Source organism: Streptomyces caelestis (assembly GCF_014205255.1).
Classification (GTDB): Bacteria; Actinomycetota; Actinomycetes; order Streptomycetales; family Streptomycetaceae; genus Streptomyces; species Streptomyces caelestis.
Genome location: NZ_JACHNE010000001.1, coordinates 8,602,290 through 8,618,522 on the forward strand (window position 1 = coordinate 8,602,290; position 16,233 = coordinate 8,618,522).

Below are 16,233 nucleotides of genomic sequence, written 5' to 3' on the forward strand. Positions count from 1 at the left end.
CCTCCCGCACGGCGTCCGGCAGGTCAGCCGGACGCCGACGGCTCAGAGGTGATCAGGCCCTCCCGGTAGGCGATCGCCACCGCCTCGCCACGGCTCGACGCGCCCAGCTTGGCGAGGATGTTGGAGACGTGGACGCTCGCCGTCTTGCCGGTGATGAACAGTTCCTCGCCGATCTGCCGGTTGCTGCGGCCGAGCGCGAGCAGCCGCAGCACCTCCTGCTCGCGCGCGGTGAGCACACCGGCGCGCTCGTCGGTCTCCGGCGTGCCCGCCAGGCGGCCGCGCCGGACCAGGGCGTCCACCTGCTCCCGCAGCGGCGTGGCGCCCAGACGGCCGGCGGTCTCCCGGACCTCGCGGGCCTCGGCCGCCGCCTCCTCACGGCGCCCGGCCGCCACCAGGGCCTCGGCATACCGCAGCCGGCAGCGCGCCTGCTCGTAGACGTCGCCGTAGCCGAACGCCGTCATCGCCCGCGACCAGGCCGCGGCGTCCGGCCCCGAGACGGCCCGGATCCACTCCGCCTCGGCACGGGCCAGCCAGGCCTGCCCCTCGGGTCCCTGGGGCGCACCGTTCTCGCCCTGGGTGGCGGTGGCCCGCGCCAGCTCCACCAGTTCGGCCGCGGTGTCCGTCCAGCGGCGGGCCCCGGCGTCGTCGCCCGCCGGCCGCGGTTCGGCGGCCGCGTCGGCCACCGAGGACAACGCCAGGGCGGCGAGCCGGACGGTGACGTCCGGGCGGGCGCCCGCCTCGTCGGTGAGGGCCGCGACCGTGGACCGCGTCCATCGCACCGCGTCCTCGGGATCACGGCGCAGCGCCGCGGCGTCGGTGAGCACGATGCCCGCGACCAGGGTGGCCATCCAGTCGAAGGGCCCCTCCAGCAGGGCATGCGCCCGGTCGGCGGCCGTCATGTCGCCCCGGGCCAGGGCGACGTACAGTGCGGGACCGACCGTGTACCCGCCGGCGGCCGGCAGCACCTCGGCATCGGCCGCCGCCGCCCGCACACACTCGTCCCAGCGGCCCAGCACCTGCAGCACCAGCAGCCGCAGGTACCGCATCTCCAGCGGATACGGGGACGACAGCAGCCCGGCGCGCCGCGCCCGGTCCAGGCCCTCCGTCAGCCAGGGCACGCACTCCGCCAGCGCACCGGACTCGTAGCAGCCCATGGCCAGGTTGAACAGGGCACGCAGCTCCACGGCCGCGTTGCCCGAACTCCGCGCCAGTTCCCGGGCCTTCAGCAGTCGCTCCCGGCCCTCGGGGCCGCGCCGCCCGTCTCCGTCGAAGACGGCCAGGGAGATCAACAGGTCCGCCTGGGCGTCGGTCACCCGCAGCTCCTCGGCGACGCTCAGGGCCCGCCGGGCGACCCGCAGCGCGGTCTCGATCTCCCCGACGTGGCGAGCGGCCATGGCATGCGTGGCCGCCGCCCACACCCACGTACGTGACGGCGGATCCTCGGGGATCATCGCCAGTGCCTCGCTGCTGTAGGCGAATGCCGACGTCAGGTGGTCCACGCTCAGCAGGTTCCCGGCGAGGGTGTAGCGGACCCGGGCGGCGAGTTCGGAGTCGGCGTCCTGGCCGAGCTCCGCCAGCGCGGACCGTGTGAGGGAGACCGCCCGGTGCAGCTCCCCGGCGTGCGCGGCCGCCGCCGAGGCCCGCAGCGTCAGCGTCACACGGTCGACCCCGGCGCCCGGGGGCCGCGCCTCGGCACCCACCGCCGGCCACAGGTCGAGGGCCGCTTCCAGATGTCGCTGCTCCTCGGCCGGCGCGCCCACCCGCTGGGCGTGGTCGGCGGCCTCCAGGGAGGCGGCCAGTGCCTCGGCGAGATCGTGGCTCTCCCGGTAGTGGTGGGCCCTCTCGGCGGCGCTCTCCGCGGCCCGGCCCTGTCCGGCGAGGAGCCGGGCGAACGCGCCGTGCAGCCTCGCCCGCTCCCCGGGGAGCAGATCGGCGTAGACGGCCTCCCGGGCGAGGGCGTGCCGGAAGGAGTACGTGTCGTCGTCCCCGGCGGCGAGCAACTGCCGCCCCACCGCCTCGCGCAGCGCCGACTCCAGCTCCTCCTCGGGAAGCCCGACCGCCTGCCGCAGCAGCTCGTGCTCCACCCGGCGTCCGGCGACGGCCGCGGTGCGCAGCACCTGCTGCGCGGTGTCGGACAGCTGCTCGAAGCGGATCAGCAGCACATCGGCGAGCCCGCTGGGCACCCCACCGGACTCCGTGTCCGTCGCCGCGAGCAGCTCCTCCGCGTAGAAGGCGTTCCCCTCGGCCCGCTCCACGATCCGCCGCACCGTGGCCTCCGCCAGCGGACGCCGTTCGAGCTGCCGCACCAGCCGGGCCACATCGGCATCGCCCAGCGGCCGCAGCTCCAGTCGTTCCACCGCGGGCAGCCGTATCAGCTCCGCCAGCAGAGGCCGCAGCGGATGGCGACGGTGCAGGTCGTCCGCCCGGTACGAGGCGAACACCGCCAGCCGGTGCCGCAGAACACCCCGGCCGTGCAGAAACCGCAGCAGGTCCCGCGACGACTGGTCCGCCCAGTGCAGGTCCTCCAGCACGAGCAGCAGCGGCGCGACATCCGCCACAGCGGCCAGCAGCCCCGCCATCCCCTCGAACAGCCGCAACCGCCCGTCGACGTCCCGCGCGGAATCGGTCCCGGCCCCCAGCAGCCGCTCGACCACGGGATGAGCGGCCAGGGCGGACGCGAACCGCTCGTCTGCGGCGAGCACGCCCAGGACTTCGGTGAACGGCAGATAGGGCAGACCGACGTCTCCGAGATCCACGCAGTGCCCGGTGACCACGGTCATTCCGGCGTCAGCGGCCAGCCCGCCGACCTCGTCCAGCAGCCGGGTCTTGCCGACCCCGGCGTCCCCGGCGACCAGCACAGCGCGCGCATCGCCCCCGCGCGCCCGCTCCAGAACCGCGCAGAGCCGGGCGAGTTCGGCGTCCCTCCCGACAACCGGCGTGACAGATGAAGCCTGCGGCACAGGACCAACCTTCTTTTCAGGGGCGCGGGGCTGTGACATTATGCGGCTCCGCCGCGTGGGCGCGATCAACCACGAACAACCCGCGGCCGCCACCGAACAGCAGGCCCCGAGCTCTCAGGCCCGCAACACCTTCGCCCAATCATCCGGCACCCGCCCCGCAGGCCCCGGCACCGGCTGATCCGCAGGATGACTCACCGGCGGAGCCAGCTCCGGCCCCGACTCGTACAACTCGTTCGTCGAGTAGTCCCAGTACCAGCCCTCACCCGGCTCGAAGCTCTGCACCAACGGATGCCCCGACTCCCTGAAATGAGCCGTCGCGTGCTTCGCGGGCGAACTGTCGCAGCACCCCACGTGCCCGCACCGCGCACACCGGCGAAGGTGGAACCACCACCCCCCGGCCGTCTCGCACTCCGCACACCCGCTCCCGCTCGGCGCAGCACCCGGGTCGATCCCGTTCTCACCACTCATGCCGACTCCTCCTCGACCGCTGTCAGCGGAAGCAGCACCTGGAAACGCGTGTCCCCCGGCTCCGACTGCACCTGAATGCTGCCGTGATGCTTGTTGACCACGATCCGCCAGGAGATGTCGAGCCCGAGCCCGGTTCCCTCACCCACCGGCTTCGTCGTGAAGAACGGATCGAAGATCCGCCCCCGGTCCTCCGCCGGGATACCGACGCCCGTGTCCCGGAACTCCACCAGCAGCCGGTCGTGGTCCCGGGCCGTGCGCACGGTCAGCGTCCCTTCCCCGCCCGCGCTGTTCATCGCCGAGACCGCGTTGTCGATCAGGTTCGTCCACACCTGGTTGAGCTCCGCCGGGTATGCCGGGATCCTCGGCAGCGTCCGGTCGTAGTCCTTGACGACCTTGATCCGCCGGCCGATCTTGCCCGACAGCATCAGCAGGGTGCTGTCGAGGAGTTCGTGCACATCGGCGTGTCGGAAGGGCGCCCGGTCGAGCTGGGAGTACTGCTTGGCCGCGTCGACGAGATGCGAGATGCGCGTGGTCGAGTCGTTGATCTCGTCCATCAACAGCTCGGTCTCGACGGTGTAGTTGAGCCACCCGATGGCGCTCGGCAGGAGCTCCTCGTCCACCGCCGCCGCGACCTGGTCCAGCCAGTCCTCGTCGAGACCGGCCTGGACGAAGGCGGGCGCGATCCGCCAGCCGTCCGCGATGCCGTGGTCGTCGAGCCAGTCGGTGAGCGCGTCCTCCCGGTCGGAGGCCTCCAGCGGACTCAGCGTCGGGGCCTTGGCGACGCGCTCGGCGGTGCGTTCCTGGAGGTCGATGAGGTTCGCCATGACCTCGGGGGAGTACGAACCCTGCGCGATGACCGCCAGCTTGTGCCGCATCTTGCCCACCCGCTCCCGCAGTGTCGCGGTCGCCCGTACGGCCGCCGCCGCGGGGTTGTTGAGCTCGTGGGTGAGGCCGGCGGACAACGAGCCGAGCGCCAGCAGCCGTTCGCGCTGCCCGATGGCCCGCTGGGTGTTCTTCGAACCGAAGAAGAGCCCCTCCAGCAGATGCACCGCCATCGGGAACCACTCCTGCATGATGCCCGCGAACGTGTCCGCGGGCAGCACGAAGAACCGCGTCGGCTCGGTGACGCGCATGGAGTTGGTGTAGACCTGCCGCACCCGGTCGCCCAGATACGCCTGCATGGACCCCGCGTACACCCCGCGCTGGGAGGTCCGGGTCACCTCCACGTCGTCGGCGCCGACCCGGCGGTACAGCACGACCGTGCCCTCGAGCAGCACATAGAAGCAGGTGGCGGGTTCGCCCTCGGTGTACACGGGGCCGGGCTCGAACTGCTCCACCCGTCCCTCGGCGCACAGCCGTCCCAGCTGCTCGGGGGTCAGCTTCTCGAACAGGAACAGGGAGCCGATCTCCTGCGGGGCGCACGGCATGGGCTGCCCGCTCACGACTGCTCCAGATACCGGTGGACGAGCATCACGGCCATGGCTCCCTCTCCGACGGCGGACGCGACCCGCTTGGCGGACTCGGAGCGGGCGTCGCCCGCCACGAACACGCCGGGCACACTGGTCTCCAGGTGGTACGGAGGCCGGTCCAGCTCCCAGCCCTCCGGCGGACGGCCGTCGGAGGTCAGGTCGGGCCCGGCGAGGATGAACCCGCGCTCGTCCCGCAGCACCGTGCCGTCCAGCCAGTCCGTCCGCGGGGCCGCGCCGATGAACACGAACACCCACTGCGCGTCGACCTGTTCCGTCTGCCCGCTGTCCACGTCCCGCAGGGTGAGCCGCTCCAGGCGGCCGTCGCCGTGCGCGGTCTCGACGACCGTGCGGCAGCGCACCTGGATGTTGGGGGACTCCTCGATCTGCTGGATGAGGTAGTGCGACATCGACGCGGACAGCGACGCACCGCGCACCAGCAGGGTCACCGACTTGGCGCCCCGGGACAGGTACATCGCCGCCTGCCCGGCGGAGTTGGCGCCGCCGACGATGTACACGTCCTGCCCTTGGCAGGAGGGGGCCTCCGTCAGGGCCGACCCGTAGAACACCCCGCATCCGGTCAGGTCCTCGCAGCCGGGCGCCGCAAGTTGCCGGTAGGACACGCCGGTCGCCAGGATCACGCTGTGCGCGGCGATCGCCGAGCCGTCCGAGAACCGTACGATCCGGGCGGCGCCGTTGACCTCCAGCGCCGTCACCTCGCGCGCGGTGAGGATCTCGGCGCCGAACTTCGCCGCCTGCCGCCGCGCCCGGTCGGTGAGCTGGGCTCCCGACACCCCGTCGGGGAAGCCCAGGTAGTTCTCGATGCGGGAGCTCTGCCCGGCCTGCCCGCCGGTCGCCGACCGCTCCACCAGCACCGTCCGCAGCCCCTCGGAGGCGCCGTAGACCGCCGCGCCGAGCCCGGCCGGACCGCCGCCGATCACGACCAGGTCGTAGAAGTCGGCCGTCGGGGTCGTCGCCAGCCCGACCCGGGCGGCGAGGTCGACGGCCTCCGGCTCGACCAGCGGTGTCCCGTCCGGCGTGATCACCACCGGCAGCCGCATCCCGTCCTCACCGGCCGCGGCCAGCAGCCGCCGCCCCTCCGGCTCGTCGGAGGAGTACCAGCGGTACGGCACCTGGTTGCGGGCCAGGAACTCCCGGACGTCCGAGGAGCGCGCCGACCAGCGATGCCCGACGACCTTCGTGCTGGGCACGGGCCGGTGGTCGCCGGCCCGCCATGCCTGGAGCAGGTCGTCGAGGACCGGGTAGAGCTTCTCCTCGGGCGGGTCCCACGGCTTGAGCAGGTAGTGGTCGAGGTCGACGACGTTGATCGCGTCGATCGCCGCGTTCGTGTCCGCGTACGCCGTCAGCAGCACGCGCCGCGCGCCCGGGTAGACGTCCAGGGCCTGTTCGAGGAACTCGATGCCGTTCATCTGCGGCATCCGGTAGTCGGCCAGGATCACGGCCACGAGATCGCCGCGCAGCTTCAGCTCCCGCAGCGCGTCGAGCGCGGACTCGCCGGACTCCGCGCGCACGATCCGGTACGACGCGCCGTACCGCCGCCTCAGGTCCCGGGCCACGGCCCGGGAGACCCCCGGGTCGTCGTCCACGGTCATGATGACGGTCCGCGCCGCATCGGCGGCCTGTGCCATACGTCCCCCACACCGGGCGGTCGACTCGCGGCGCGGCGCCCCGGGGCACCGCGCCGGCCTTCGCCCATCGTATGTTCGATCGCCGTGGTCCGCTCCGATACGGAGATCAGCTGCGGCGGGCCCCCAGCACGCAGAACTCGTTGCCCTCCGGGTCGGCGAGCGTCACCCACGACTGCTCGCCCTGCCCCACGTCGGCGTGGCGCGCGCCGAGCGCCAGGAGACGGGCCACCTCGGCCTCCTGGTCGACGGGCCGGAAATCGAGGTGGAGACGGTTCTTGACGGTCTTGCTCTCCGGCACCGTCGTGAAGAGCAACCCCGGCAGCCGGTCCGGGGCGGGCCGGATCTCGAACTCGTCGGGTGCGTCGTTCACCACCGTCCAGCCCAGCGCCTCGGCCCACCAGCGGCCCAGGGCAACGGGATCGGCCGAGTCCACCATTACCTGCTCCCACTCCAAGGTCATGCGGGCAGGGTAGTGAAGACTGATCATCGTCGCAGTGACATTTTCACAAGGAGGCAGCCGGATGACACGCCCGATCACCGCAGGGTTCGACGGATCGCAGGAGAGTCTCGCGGCCCTCGGCTGGGCGGCCCGTGAGGCGGTGCGGCGCGACCGGCCGCTGCGCGTGGTGCACGCCTGGCGGTTCCAGCCGCAGGAGGCGCTCGAAGCGGGGATCGCCGGGGACGCCGACAGCCAGGGCGAGTTGGTGCACGGCGCGGTGGCCGAGGCCGTCGGGACGCTCACCGAACGGCACCCGGGCCTGGAGGTGACCACCGACGTCGTGGAGGGCACGGCGGTCGGCACTCTGATCGCAGCCGCCGCCGACGCCGAACTGCTGGTGCTCGGCTCGCGCGGGCACGGGCCGATCGTCGGTTTCCTGCTGGGCTCGGTCGGCCAGCAGGTCATCGCCGAGGCCACCCGGCCCGTGGTGCTCGTCCGGGCCGGTGACCAGCCCTCGGTGGAGGCCGCCGGGCGGGAGGTCGTCGTGGGCCAGCAGGGCGACCCGGAGGACAGCGCCGACGCGCTGCGGTTCGCGTTCGAGACGGCGGCCGCGCGCGGGGCGAGCGTCCGTGTCGTCCGGGCCTGGACCCTGCCGCCCGTGTTCGCCTACAGCCCCGGCTCCCTGAAGCTCCTCGACGAGGCCGGGGGACTGGAGCCGTACGAGAAGAAGGCACTGGCCGCCGCGGTCCGGCCGTGGCGGGAGCGTTTCCCCGACGTGCCGGTGGAGGAGCACGTCGAGATGGGCAGCGCCGGGCAGGTGCTGCTGTCGGTGGCCGGGACGGCCCAGCTGATGGTCGTCGGCAGACGGGCGCACCGTACGGCCGTCGGCGCCCGGATCGGCTCGGTGGCGCACGGGATGCTGCACCACGCGGACTGCCCGGTGGCCGTGGTCCCGCACGTGTGACGGCGGCTGCGGCTCACTCCGCCGTCGGCTGAAGCGTCTTGCGGGCCTTGGGGAGGATGTTCTTGATGTAGTCCTCGACCGCCGTTTCGATGCCGATGTCGTGCTGGGCCCGCTCGGACAGGTACCAGCGGTGTTCGAGGAGCTGGTGGTAGATCTCCGCCGGGTCCACCGAACCGCGCAGTTCGGGCGGCACGGCCCGCACGGTCGGCCGGAACACCTCCCGCACCCAGCGGTGGGCCAGCACCTCGGGGCGGGCACCGAGGGGATCGCCCGGGGCGTAGTCGTCCTGGGTAGCCATCCAGCTCTCCAGGTCGTTCAGCAGCCGCCGGGCCTGGTTCTCCTCGGTGTCCAGCCCGGTCAGGCGCAGCAGCTGGCGCTGGTGGTGGCCCGCGTCGACGACCTTGGGCACAAAGGTGACCGTGTCGCCGTTCGAGGCGTGCTCGATCTGCATCTCGGCGACGTCGAAGCCGAGGTCGTTCAGGCGGCGGATCCGGCGTTCGATGTAGTGGTACTTGCCGGCCGGGTAGACGGAGGTGCGGGTCAGCTCGTCCCACAGGCCGCGGTAGCGGGCGCAGATCTCCATGCCGAACTCGACCGGGTCCACGGACGGGTGCAGCGCCCCGGACGCCTCCAGGTCCAGCAGCTCCCCGCTGATGTTCACGCGGGCGAGGTCCAGGTCGTACTCGCGCTGCCCGGAGCTGAGCCGCGGATGCAGGTCACCGGTCTCGGCGTCCACCAGATACGCGGCGTAGGCGCCCGCGTCGCGCCGGAAGAGGGTGTTGGACAGCGAGCAGTCGCCCCAGGCGAACCCGGCCAGGTGCAGCCGCACCAGGAGCACGGCGAGCGCGTCCATCAGCCGGTGCATGGTGGCCGGGCGCATGGTCGTCTCGAACATCGAGCGGTACGGCATCGACCCGCCCAGGTGCCGGGTGATCAGCACGCTCTCCAGCGGGGCGCCGTCCGCGTCGGTACGGCCGGTGACCACGGCCAGCGGGTCCACCGCCGGGATGCCGATCCGGTCCAGGTCGCGCAGCAGTTCGTACTCCCGCAGCGCGGGCCGCTCGGCCAGCTCCTTGACGGCGATGACCTCGTCGCCAGCCCGGGAGTAGCGCACCACGTGCCGGGAGATACCGCGCGGCAGCGGCACGAGGTACTCGTCGGGCCACTCCTCCAAGGGCAGGTCCCACGGCAGGTCCAGCAGAAGCGCGGGATGCTCCGGGTTGGTCGCGCTGATCTGAAGTGCCATGGGCCGGGTGTCCTTGTCTCGCCGCTGATCGTCACCTCAGATTAGAGGGCGCGCTCCCGGGCCCGGTGCGCGGCGTCCTTCAACGAGCCGCGGTGGACCGGACCGTGCCCGGGCAGCAGCAGTTCGCCGTCCAGCTCCGCGAGCAGGTCCAGGGAGGCCACGGCACGGGGGCGCTCGTGGTGGAACATGTCCGGCAGCAGCTGCGGTCCCTCGACCCGCGAGGTGGGGTGCCCGCTGACCAGGGCGTCGCCGGAGACGAGCACCCCGGTGCCCGGCAGGTGGTAGGCGCAGTGCCCGTCGGTGTGGCCCGGCGTGTGCACCGGCACGGGCCGCCCGGGCAGGTCCAGGGCACCGGCCGCCGGGAACGGCTCCGGGGCCGTGACCGGGTTGTGCGTCGTGCCGCCGGAGCGCAGCGCGTGCACCACCCAGGGCAGCACACCAGGCCGCCAGCTGTTCCTCAGCACCGTCCCGACGGACACCTGGTGCAGGAACTCCCGGCGCGCGTGCGGCACTTCGGCCTCGTGCAGGTACACGGGCGTGCCGTACGTGGCGCGCAGGTACTCGGCGGACCCCAGGTGGTCGTTGTGCGCGTGCGTGATCAGCACCGCGGCGACCGCCTCCGGGGAGCTTCCCACCTGCGCGAGCGAGGCGAGGAGCTGCTCCCGGTCGCCGGGGTAGCCGGTGTCGACCAGCGTGACGGCGTCCCCCTCCGCGAGGATCACCCAGTTGGTGTTGGAGCCGTGCACCAGATAGGTGCCGTCCGCGACGTGGTGTACGTCCGCCCGCATGATCGCCTCGCGTTGTGTGGTCCCAGCCCGACGAGAGAAGGAAAGCAGACCCCACGGCGGGCGGAATCGCCGGGTCCGGTTCAACGGGCCCGCGGTGCCGGGGCGTTCCGGCTCACTGCACGCCGTGCGGGCGGAACTGGATGCTGATGCGCGGGCCCGTCGCGCGCGTGCTCTTGGGAACGGAGTGCTCCCAGGTGCGCTGGCAGGAGCCGCCCATCACGATCAGGTCGCCGTGGCCCAGTGGCCGGCGCACGGTGTCGCGGCCGCCCCGCATGGGGCGCAGCAGCAGGTCCCGGGGCGCTCCCACCGACAGGATGGCGACCATCGTGTCCTCGCGGGCCCCGCGCCCGGTCCGGTCGCCGTGCCAGGCCACGCTGTCCCGGCCGTCGCGGTAGTAGCACAGCCCGGCCGTGGTGAACGGCTCGCCCAGTTCCTCGCCGTAGTGGGCGCTCAGCGCGTCGCGCGCCTCGGTCAGGACCGGGTGCGGCAGCGGGTCCCCGGCGCCGTAGAACGCGAGCAGCCGGGGGACGTCGACGACGTGGTCGTACATCGTGCGCCGCTCCGCCCGCCACGGCACCTCGGCGGCCAGCTGTTCGAACAGCACGTCGGAACCGCTGAGCCACCCGGGCAGGACGTCGAGCCAGGCGCCGAAACCCAGGTGGGTACGGCTGATCCCGTCGAGAGGCCCGAGCCGCAGCTCGTCGGCCTGGTCGAACAGAGAGCCCTGGAGGTGCATGTATCCAGCGTACCTCGTAATCGAAAACATGTTCCATAAAACTCCTGGCTTTCGATACGTCGGTGTATCGAATACAGTCCTGTATCGAAAGGGGTGGTCATGGCCATGGGGGGAACGACCGGGCGTGTGACCAGGCGCCGTGTCCGCACCCGTGCCAAGCTCCTGGACGCGGCGTTCTCCGTGTTCGCGGCCAAAGGCTTCGGGCACGTCTCCATCGAGGAGGTCTGCGAGGCCGCCGGCTACAGCAGAGGCGCCTTCTACTCCAACTTCTCCAGCCTCGACGAGCTGTTCTTCGCCCTCTACCAGGAGCGGGCCGAGCTGATCGCGGAGCAGGTGTCCGGGGCCCTCGCCCTCGACGGACCCGGCCTCGACGTCCCCGCCGCCGTGGACCGCGTCACCGACGTGCTGCTCCTCGACCGGAACTGGCTCCTCGTGAAGACGGACTTCCTGGTGCACGCCGCCCGCGACCCGGACGTGGCCCGCAGTCTCCTCGAACACCGCGCGCGGCTGCGGCAGGCGATCGCCGACCGGCTCGCCCGGGCCCGCGGCCACACCGCACTGCCCGCCGTACTGGGCGACACCGACGGCGCCGCCCACGCCGTGGTCGCGGCCTACGACGGCGTCACCACCCAACTGCTGCTGGACCGGGACGTCGAGCACGCCCGCGCCTGGCTCAAGCAACTGCTCACGGCCCTGCTGACCGACGGCAGCGGCACCCCCGACCACAGGCAGAACTGAAGAAGGGAACGTCGCCATGGATGCCGACGTCATCGTCGTCGGAGCGGGCCTCGCCGGCCTGGTCGCGGCACACGAACTGACCAGCAGGGGCAGGAGGGTCGCCCTCGTCGACCAGGAGAACGCCGCCAACCTCGGCGGACAGGCCTTCTGGTCCTTCGGCGGGCTGTTCCTCGTCGACTCGCCGGAGCAGCGGCGGCTGGGCATCAAGGACTCCTTCGACCTCGCCTGGAGCGACTGGCGGGGCAGCGCCGGCTTCGACCGGCTGGAGGACGAGGACTCCTGGGCCGTGCGCTGGGCGCGCGCCTACGTCGAGTTCGCCGCGGGGGAGAAGCGGTCCTGGCTGCACGGGCACGGCATCACGTTCCTGCCCACCGTCGGCTGGGCCGAGCGCGGCGACCTCACGGCGCACGGGCACGGCAACACCGTGCCCCGCTTCCACATCGCCTGGGGCACCGGCACGGGTGTGGTGGAACCCTTCGTCCGCTACGCCGAGCAGGCCGCGCGCGACGGCCTGCTCACCTTCCACCACCGCCACCGCGTCGACGAACTGGTCGTCGAGGACGGCACCGCGCGCGGCGTGCGTGGCACCGTGCTGGCCGAGGACACCTCAGCGCGCGGCGTCGCCTCCAACCGCGACCCGGTCGGCGAGTTCGAACTCACCGCCCAGGCCGTGATCGTCACCAGCGGCGGCATCGGCGCCAACCACGACATCGTCCGCCGCTACTGGCCCGAGCGCCTCGGCACCCCGCCGGGGGAGATGGTCACCGGCGTACCGGCGTACGTCGACGGCCGGATGCTCGACATCAGCGCCGAGGCGGGCGTACGCCTGGTCAACCGGGACCGCATGTGGCACTACACCGAGGGCCTTCAGAACTGGGACCCGATCTGGCCCGGCCACGGCATCCGCATCCTGCCCGGCCCTTCCTCGATGTGGTTCGACGCCCTCGGCCGCCGCCTGCCCGGGCCGTACCTGCCCGGCTACGACACCCTCGGCACCCTGAAGCACCTGCGTACCACCGAGGACATCGCCGGGTACGACCACTCCTGGTTCATCCTCACCCAGAAGATCATCGAGAAGGAGTTCGCCCTGTCGGGCTCCGAGCAGAACCCCGACATCACCGCCAAGGACCGCGCCGGGTTCCTGAAGGAACGCATCCTCGGCAAGGGCGCGCCCGGGCCGGTCGACGCGTTCCTGCGCAAGGGCGCCGACTTCGTGACCGCGCCCAGTGTCGAACAGCTCGTCGAGAAGATGAACGGGCTCACCGACAAGCCGCTCCTCGACGCGGCCGGGATCAAGCGCCAGATCGAGGCCCGCGACCTCCAGATCGCCAACCCTTACGCCAAGGACGCCCAGGTGCAGGGCATCCGCAACGCCCGCCGCTACATCGGCGACCGCCTCGGGCGGGTCGCCACCCCGCACCGCATCCTCGACCCGGCAGCCGGTCCCCTCATCGGCGTCAAGCTGCACATCCTCACCCGCAAGACCCTCGGCGGCATCCAGACCGACCTCGACTCCCGCGCCCTGGGGACCGACGGCAAGCCGGTCGAGGGGCTCTACGCGGCCGGGGAGGTCGCCGGATTCGGCGGCGGCGGTGTCCACGGCTACAACGCGCTGGAGGGCACCTTCCTCGGCGGCTGCCTCTTCTCGGGGCGGGCGGCGGGCCGGGCGGCGGCGAAGCAGACCGCCTGACCGTGCCCGGACGGCCCGCCTCCTCAGCTCTTCACGAGGCGGGCCAGCACCGCGGCGTGGCTTTGTCCCGGCGTCTTCGACGCGGTCAGCAGCGTCACGTCGCCCTTGCGGGCCAGGTCACGGACGTGGCCGAGGAGCTCGGCCGCCTCGTCGGCGGCGAGTTCCGCCTCGTACCGCCCGGCGAACTCCTCGTACGAGCCCTCGCCCGCGTGGTACCAGCGGCGCAGCTCCGTCGACGGGGTGATCGCCTTCGGCCACTCGTCCACCCGTGCCGCGTCCTTCGCCACCCCCCGCGGCCACAGCCGGTCGACCAGGACACGCACCCCGTCCTCCGGCTCGGGCGGATCGTAGACGCGGCGTACGCGAACGCTCATGCTCGGCCCCTTCTGCGACGGGCGGGTGTGCCGCGGGCGTAACCCTGACCGGGTGCCCGGCATCCGGCCTCGCCGAACAGCCGATTCCGCTCGCGCCGAGCGGGTACTCCGTCCGCCTGACGGCGTCGAGGGAGGAGGTCCCGACATGAGCGGATCGGACGACCTGCCGGTCGTGCGCACACTCGCCGAGCTCACCGAGCTGGTCGAACGGCATCAGGGCCTGTACGTCCGCTGGTCGCGCGGCCCCGCGACCGATCTCCGCGACGTGTCCAGCACCGACGAGCTGACGGGCGTGTCCATGCCCGGCCTGTCCGCCAACCCGCTCGACGTGGAGGACTGGTGGGAGGACCGGCCCGTGCGGGTGTGGGTGGCCCGTCGCCTGCACGACTACGCCCACCTGCCGCACGAGAAGGGGCCCGGTATACGGCCCTGGGTGCTCGCGGGCAAGGAGACCTCCCGCGGACCCGACAACGAACCGCTGGTCACCGACACCCGGCCGATGAGCTGGATCGACCAGCAGGTGATCGACGAGGCGAAGGCCGAGGTGTCCCGGCAGGAAAACCCCTGGGGACCGCTGCGTCGCAGCTGAATCCCCCTGGGGGCTGCCCCCCGGGGGGCAGCCCCCAGGGGGACTGGGATGTCAGCCGGAGCGGCGCCGGGCCGCCGCGCGGCGCTTCAGCGCCCGCCGTTCCGTCTCGCTGGTCCCGCCCCACACACCGATGGACTGCCCCGTGTCCAGCGCCCACTCCAGGCACTGCTCCTGGACGGGGCAGCGCCGGCACACCGCCTTGGCCTGCTCCGTCTGCAGTAGGGCCGGGCCGGAGGTGCCGATCGGGAAGAAGAGCTCGGGATCCTCGTGCCGGCAGGCAGCGTGGTCTCGCCAGTTGTCCATCGAAGTCACCTGCGATCGCAGTAGAAACGTGCCTCTCGGATGCTTACTCCTTCTCGGGTGACCTGTCGATGCGTGGTGAAACAGCGGCGCCCCGGACAACCGCTCACCGCTCGCGCATGCCCAGGGCGAGCCGTGGTCCGTCAGCAGATCAAGGGAACGGGCGCGAGCGCAGGGCGTCACGCCCGCAGCGCCTCCCCGGCGGTCGCCGTCACCGTCTGAGCCACCTGCGCCAGCGCGGGCGAGTCGAGTTTCCACTGCTGCCAGTACAGCGGCACGTCCACCGTCCGGCCCGGGGCGAACCCGACCAGCTGCCCGGTGCGCAGCAGCGGGTTCGCCTGGGCCTCGGGCACCAGGCCCCAGCCCAGTCCGGCGGCCACGGCCTCGACGAAACCCTCCGAGGTCGGCACGTAGTGCCGCAGCGCGCTCGCGCCGCTCCGCCCCCGGGTCAGCCGGCGCACGAAGCCGTCCTGGAAGTCGTCCCGCCGGTCGAACGCCACCACGGGCAGGTCGAGGAGCACCTGTTCCAGCGGCCCGTCGAGGTGGCGCGCGGCGAAGTCCGGCGCCGCCACGGGGAGGTAACGCATCCGCCCCAGCGACCGGACGGAGCAGCCCGGCACGGGATCCGGCGACGAGGTCACCGCCGCCATCACCACCCCCTCCCGCAGCAGCGCCGCCGTGTGGTCCTCGTCCTCGCGGCGCAGTTCGAAGTAGAGCCGCAGCTCCTCCGGGACGCGCGTGAGCACCCGGAGGAACCAGGTGGCCAGCGAGTCCGCGTTCACCGCCACCGACACTCGGGTCGGCTCCCCGATGCCGCTCAGCCCGAGCTCCGCGTACGCGTCGCGCTCCAGCCGCGCCACCTGCCGGGCCAGCCGCACCAGCACCTCGCCCGACTCGGTCGGCCGCACCGGCTTGGTCCGCAGCAGCAGCACCCGCCCCGTGCGCTGCTCCAGCGCCTTCACGCGCTGGCTGATCGCCGACGGCGTCAGATGCAGCGCGGCCGCCGCCGCGTCGAACGTCCCCTCGTCCACGACCGCCAGCAGGGTCCGTACCTGGTCCAGAGGCAGATCAGTCATCCCGTCGGTCATCACGCCTGCTAACGATACGTAAGAATCCTTAGCTGTACCTGGGACGGGCCGGTCCGTAGCGTCACGGCCATGACCAGCACCTTCACCGCCGCAGCCGCGGGATTCGGCACCGGACTGTCCCTCATCGTCGCCATCGGCGCCCAGAACGCCTTCGTCCTGCGCCAGGGGGTCCGCCGCGACGCCGTTCTCGCCGTCGTCGGCATCTGCGCCCTGTCCGACGCCGCCCTCATCACGCTCGGGGTCGGCGGCGTCGGCGCGGTGGTGGTGGCGTGGCCGGGGGCGCTGACGGTGATCGGCTGGATCGGCGGCGCGTTCCTGCTGTGCTACGGCGCCCTGGCCGCCCGGCGGGTGTTCCGGCCGGACGGCGGCGCGCTGCGGACGGACGGGGAGGCGGCCGGATCACGCCGCCGGGCCGTGCTCACCTGTCTGGCGATGACCTGGCTCAACCCGCACGTCTACCTCGACACCGTCTTCCTGCTCGGCTCCGTCGCCGCCGACCACGGCCCGCTGCGCTGGACGTTCGGCCTCGGCGCGGTGCTGGCCAGCCTGTGCTGGTTCGCCGCCCTCGGCTTCGGCGCCCGGATGCTCGGCCGTTTCCTCGCCAAGCCGTCCGCCTGGCGGGTCCTGGACGGCCTGGTGGCCGCCACCATGATCGTGCTCGGTGCCGTGCTCATCGCCGGAAGCTGAGACCTCGGCTCCTGGGCGCCCGGCGGCTGGTGCGATAGTGATCCCCGGCCG

At 72.6% G+C, this 16,233-nt stretch carries 16 protein-coding genes; 5 read left to right on the forward strand and 11 right to left on the reverse strand.

Annotation, left to right across the window (positions count from 1 at the left end):
• Positions 1–23: 23 nt before the first annotated feature.
• From HDA41_RS38935 to HDA41_RS38955, 5 genes are all read right to left on the reverse strand, one after another.
• Positions 24–2,999 carry a helix-turn-helix transcriptional regulator gene (locus HDA41_RS38935; protein ID WP_184992552.1) on the reverse strand — a complete coding sequence of 992 codons (2,976 nt, stop codon included), beginning with the start codon at positions 2,997–2,999 and terminating at the stop codon, positions 24–26.
• Between the two features lie 75 nt (positions 3,000–3,074).
• Complete coding sequence (locus HDA41_RS38940) at positions 3,075–3,428, reverse strand: UBP-type zinc finger domain-containing protein (RefSeq protein WP_184992554.1); 354 nt, start codon at positions 3,426–3,428, stop codon at positions 3,075–3,077.
• Positions 3,425–4,870, reverse strand: coding sequence for an ATP-binding protein (locus tag HDA41_RS38945; RefSeq protein WP_184992556.1), 1,446 nt, complete (start codon positions 4,868–4,870; stop codon positions 3,425–3,427). The genes HDA41_RS38940 and HDA41_RS38945 overlap by 4 nt, the downstream gene beginning before the upstream one ends.
• Positions 4,867–6,543: an NAD(P)/FAD-dependent oxidoreductase gene (locus HDA41_RS38950; RefSeq protein WP_184992558.1), complete on the reverse strand. Its 1,677-nt coding sequence runs from the start codon at positions 6,541–6,543 to the stop codon at positions 4,867–4,869. The genes HDA41_RS38945 and HDA41_RS38950 overlap by 4 nt, the downstream gene beginning before the upstream one ends.
• A 106-nt stretch (positions 6,544–6,649) precedes the next feature.
• Positions 6,650–7,003: a VOC family protein gene (locus tag HDA41_RS38955; RefSeq protein WP_184992560.1), complete on the reverse strand. Its 354-nt coding sequence runs from the start codon at positions 7,001–7,003 to the stop codon at positions 6,650–6,652.
• A gap of 61 nt (positions 7,004–7,064) precedes the next feature.
• Here HDA41_RS38955 and HDA41_RS38960 point away from each other — a divergent pair, with 61 nt between their 5' ends.
• On the forward strand, positions 7,065–7,946 hold the full coding sequence (locus tag HDA41_RS38960; RefSeq protein WP_184992562.1) for a universal stress protein: 882 nt from the start codon (positions 7,065–7,067) through the stop codon (positions 7,944–7,946).
• Positions 7,947–7,959: 13 nt separating this feature from the next.
• Here the strand turns inward: HDA41_RS38960 and HDA41_RS38965 are convergent, their stop codons facing one another.
• The 3 genes from HDA41_RS38965 to HDA41_RS38975 form a co-directional block, all read right to left on the reverse strand.
• Positions 7,960–9,192, reverse strand: coding sequence for a DUF4032 domain-containing protein (locus HDA41_RS38965; RefSeq protein ID WP_184992564.1), 1,233 nt, complete (start codon positions 9,190–9,192; stop codon positions 7,960–7,962).
• A gap of 41 nt (positions 9,193–9,233) precedes the next feature.
• Positions 9,234–9,980, reverse strand: coding sequence for an MBL fold metallo-hydrolase (locus HDA41_RS38970; protein ID WP_184992566.1), 747 nt, complete (start codon positions 9,978–9,980; stop codon positions 9,234–9,236).
• A 112-nt stretch (positions 9,981–10,092) separates the two neighbouring features.
• Positions 10,093–10,716 carry an alpha-ketoglutarate-dependent dioxygenase AlkB family protein gene (locus HDA41_RS38975; RefSeq protein ID WP_184992567.1) on the reverse strand — a complete coding sequence of 208 codons (624 nt, stop codon included), beginning with the start codon at positions 10,714–10,716 and terminating at the stop codon, positions 10,093–10,095.
• A gap of 99 nt (positions 10,717–10,815) precedes the next feature.
• On the opposite strand from HDA41_RS38975, the gene HDA41_RS38980 reads away from it, so the two are divergent.
• Both HDA41_RS38980 and HDA41_RS38985 read left to right on the forward strand, forming a co-directional pair.
• Complete coding sequence (locus HDA41_RS38980) at positions 10,816–11,454, forward strand: TetR/AcrR family transcriptional regulator (protein WP_184992569.1); 639 nt, start codon at positions 10,816–10,818, stop codon at positions 11,452–11,454.
• Positions 11,455–11,470: 16 nt separating this feature from the next.
• Entirely contained in the window at positions 11,471–13,144 is a 1,674-nt protein-coding gene (locus tag HDA41_RS38985) for an FAD-binding dehydrogenase (protein WP_184992571.1), read from the forward strand.
• A gap of 23 nt (positions 13,145–13,167) precedes the next feature.
• Here HDA41_RS38985 and HDA41_RS38990 read toward each other — a convergent pair whose 3' ends face one another.
• A complete protein-coding gene (locus HDA41_RS38990; RefSeq protein WP_184992573.1) occupies positions 13,168–13,518 on the reverse strand; it encodes a DUF488 domain-containing protein in 351 nt (116 codons plus the stop codon).
• 145 nt (positions 13,519–13,663) lie between these two features.
• Here HDA41_RS38990 and HDA41_RS38995 point away from each other — a divergent pair, with 145 nt between their 5' ends.
• Positions 13,664–14,107, forward strand: a complete 444-nt coding sequence (locus tag HDA41_RS38995) for a DUF6098 family protein (RefSeq protein WP_184992576.1) — start codon at positions 13,664–13,666, stop codon at positions 14,105–14,107.
• Between the two features lie 51 nt (positions 14,108–14,158).
• On the opposite strand, the gene HDA41_RS39000 is transcribed toward HDA41_RS38995, so the two are convergent.
• Both HDA41_RS39000 and HDA41_RS39005 read right to left on the reverse strand, forming a co-directional pair.
• Complete coding sequence (locus tag HDA41_RS39000) at positions 14,159–14,410, reverse strand: WhiB family transcriptional regulator (RefSeq protein ID WP_184992577.1); 252 nt, start codon at positions 14,408–14,410, stop codon at positions 14,159–14,161.
• 176 nt (positions 14,411–14,586) lie between these two features.
• Positions 14,587–15,483, reverse strand: a complete 897-nt coding sequence (locus HDA41_RS39005; RefSeq protein ID WP_184992579.1) for a LysR family transcriptional regulator ArgP — start codon at positions 15,481–15,483, stop codon at positions 14,587–14,589.
• An 81-nt stretch (positions 15,484–15,564) separates the two neighbouring features.
• Here HDA41_RS39005 and HDA41_RS39010 point away from each other — a divergent pair, with 81 nt between their 5' ends.
• Positions 15,565–16,182 carry a LysE/ArgO family amino acid transporter gene (locus HDA41_RS39010; RefSeq protein WP_184992581.1) on the forward strand — a complete coding sequence of 206 codons (618 nt, stop codon included), beginning with the start codon at positions 15,565–15,567 and terminating at the stop codon, positions 16,180–16,182.
• The last annotated feature ends 51 nt before the right edge of the window (positions 16,183–16,233 follow it).

Excerpts from the sequence above, each read along its gene's own strand:
- HDA41_RS38935 (WP_184992552.1), bottom strand. The coding sequence starts at position 2,999 with ATGTCACAGCCCCGCGCCCCTGAAAAGAAGGTTGGTCCTGTGCCGCAG.
- HDA41_RS38940 (WP_184992554.1), bottom strand. The coding sequence starts at position 3,428 with ATGAGTGGTGAGAACGGGATCGACCCGGGTGCTGCGCCGAGCGGGAGC.
- HDA41_RS38950 (WP_184992558.1), bottom strand. The coding sequence starts at position 6,543 with ATGGCACAGGCCGCCGATGCGGCGCGGACCGTCATCATGACCGTGGAC.
- HDA41_RS38955 (WP_184992560.1), bottom strand. The coding sequence starts at position 7,003 with ATGACCTTGGAGTGGGAGCAGGTAATGGTGGACTCGGCCGATCCCGTT.
- HDA41_RS38960 (WP_184992562.1), top strand. The coding sequence starts at position 7,065 with ATGACACGCCCGATCACCGCAGGGTTCGACGGATCGCAGGAGAGTCTC.
- HDA41_RS38965 (WP_184992564.1), bottom strand. The coding sequence starts at position 9,192 with ATGGCACTTCAGATCAGCGCGACCAACCCGGAGCATCCCGCGCTTCTG.
- HDA41_RS38970 (WP_184992566.1), bottom strand. The coding sequence starts at position 9,980 with ATGCGGGCGGACGTACACCACGTCGCGGACGGCACCTATCTGGTGCAC.
- HDA41_RS38975 (WP_184992567.1), bottom strand. The coding sequence starts at position 10,716 with ATGCACCTCCAGGGCTCTCTGTTCGACCAGGCCGACGAGCTGCGGCTC.
- HDA41_RS38980 (WP_184992569.1), top strand. The coding sequence starts at position 10,816 with ATGGCCATGGGGGGAACGACCGGGCGTGTGACCAGGCGCCGTGTCCGC.
- HDA41_RS38985 (WP_184992571.1), top strand. The coding sequence starts at position 11,471 with ATGGATGCCGACGTCATCGTCGTCGGAGCGGGCCTCGCCGGCCTGGTC.
- HDA41_RS38990 (WP_184992573.1), bottom strand. The coding sequence starts at position 13,518 with ATGAGCGTTCGCGTACGCCGCGTCTACGATCCGCCCGAGCCGGAGGAC.
- HDA41_RS38995 (WP_184992576.1), top strand. The coding sequence starts at position 13,664 with ATGAGCGGATCGGACGACCTGCCGGTCGTGCGCACACTCGCCGAGCTC.
- HDA41_RS39000 (WP_184992577.1), bottom strand. The coding sequence starts at position 14,410 with ATGGACAACTGGCGAGACCACGCTGCCTGCCGGCACGAGGATCCCGAG.
- HDA41_RS39005 (WP_184992579.1), bottom strand. The coding sequence starts at position 15,483 with ATGACTGATCTGCCTCTGGACCAGGTACGGACCCTGCTGGCGGTCGTG.
- HDA41_RS39010 (WP_184992581.1), top strand. The coding sequence starts at position 15,565 with ATGACCAGCACCTTCACCGCCGCAGCCGCGGGATTCGGCACCGGACTG.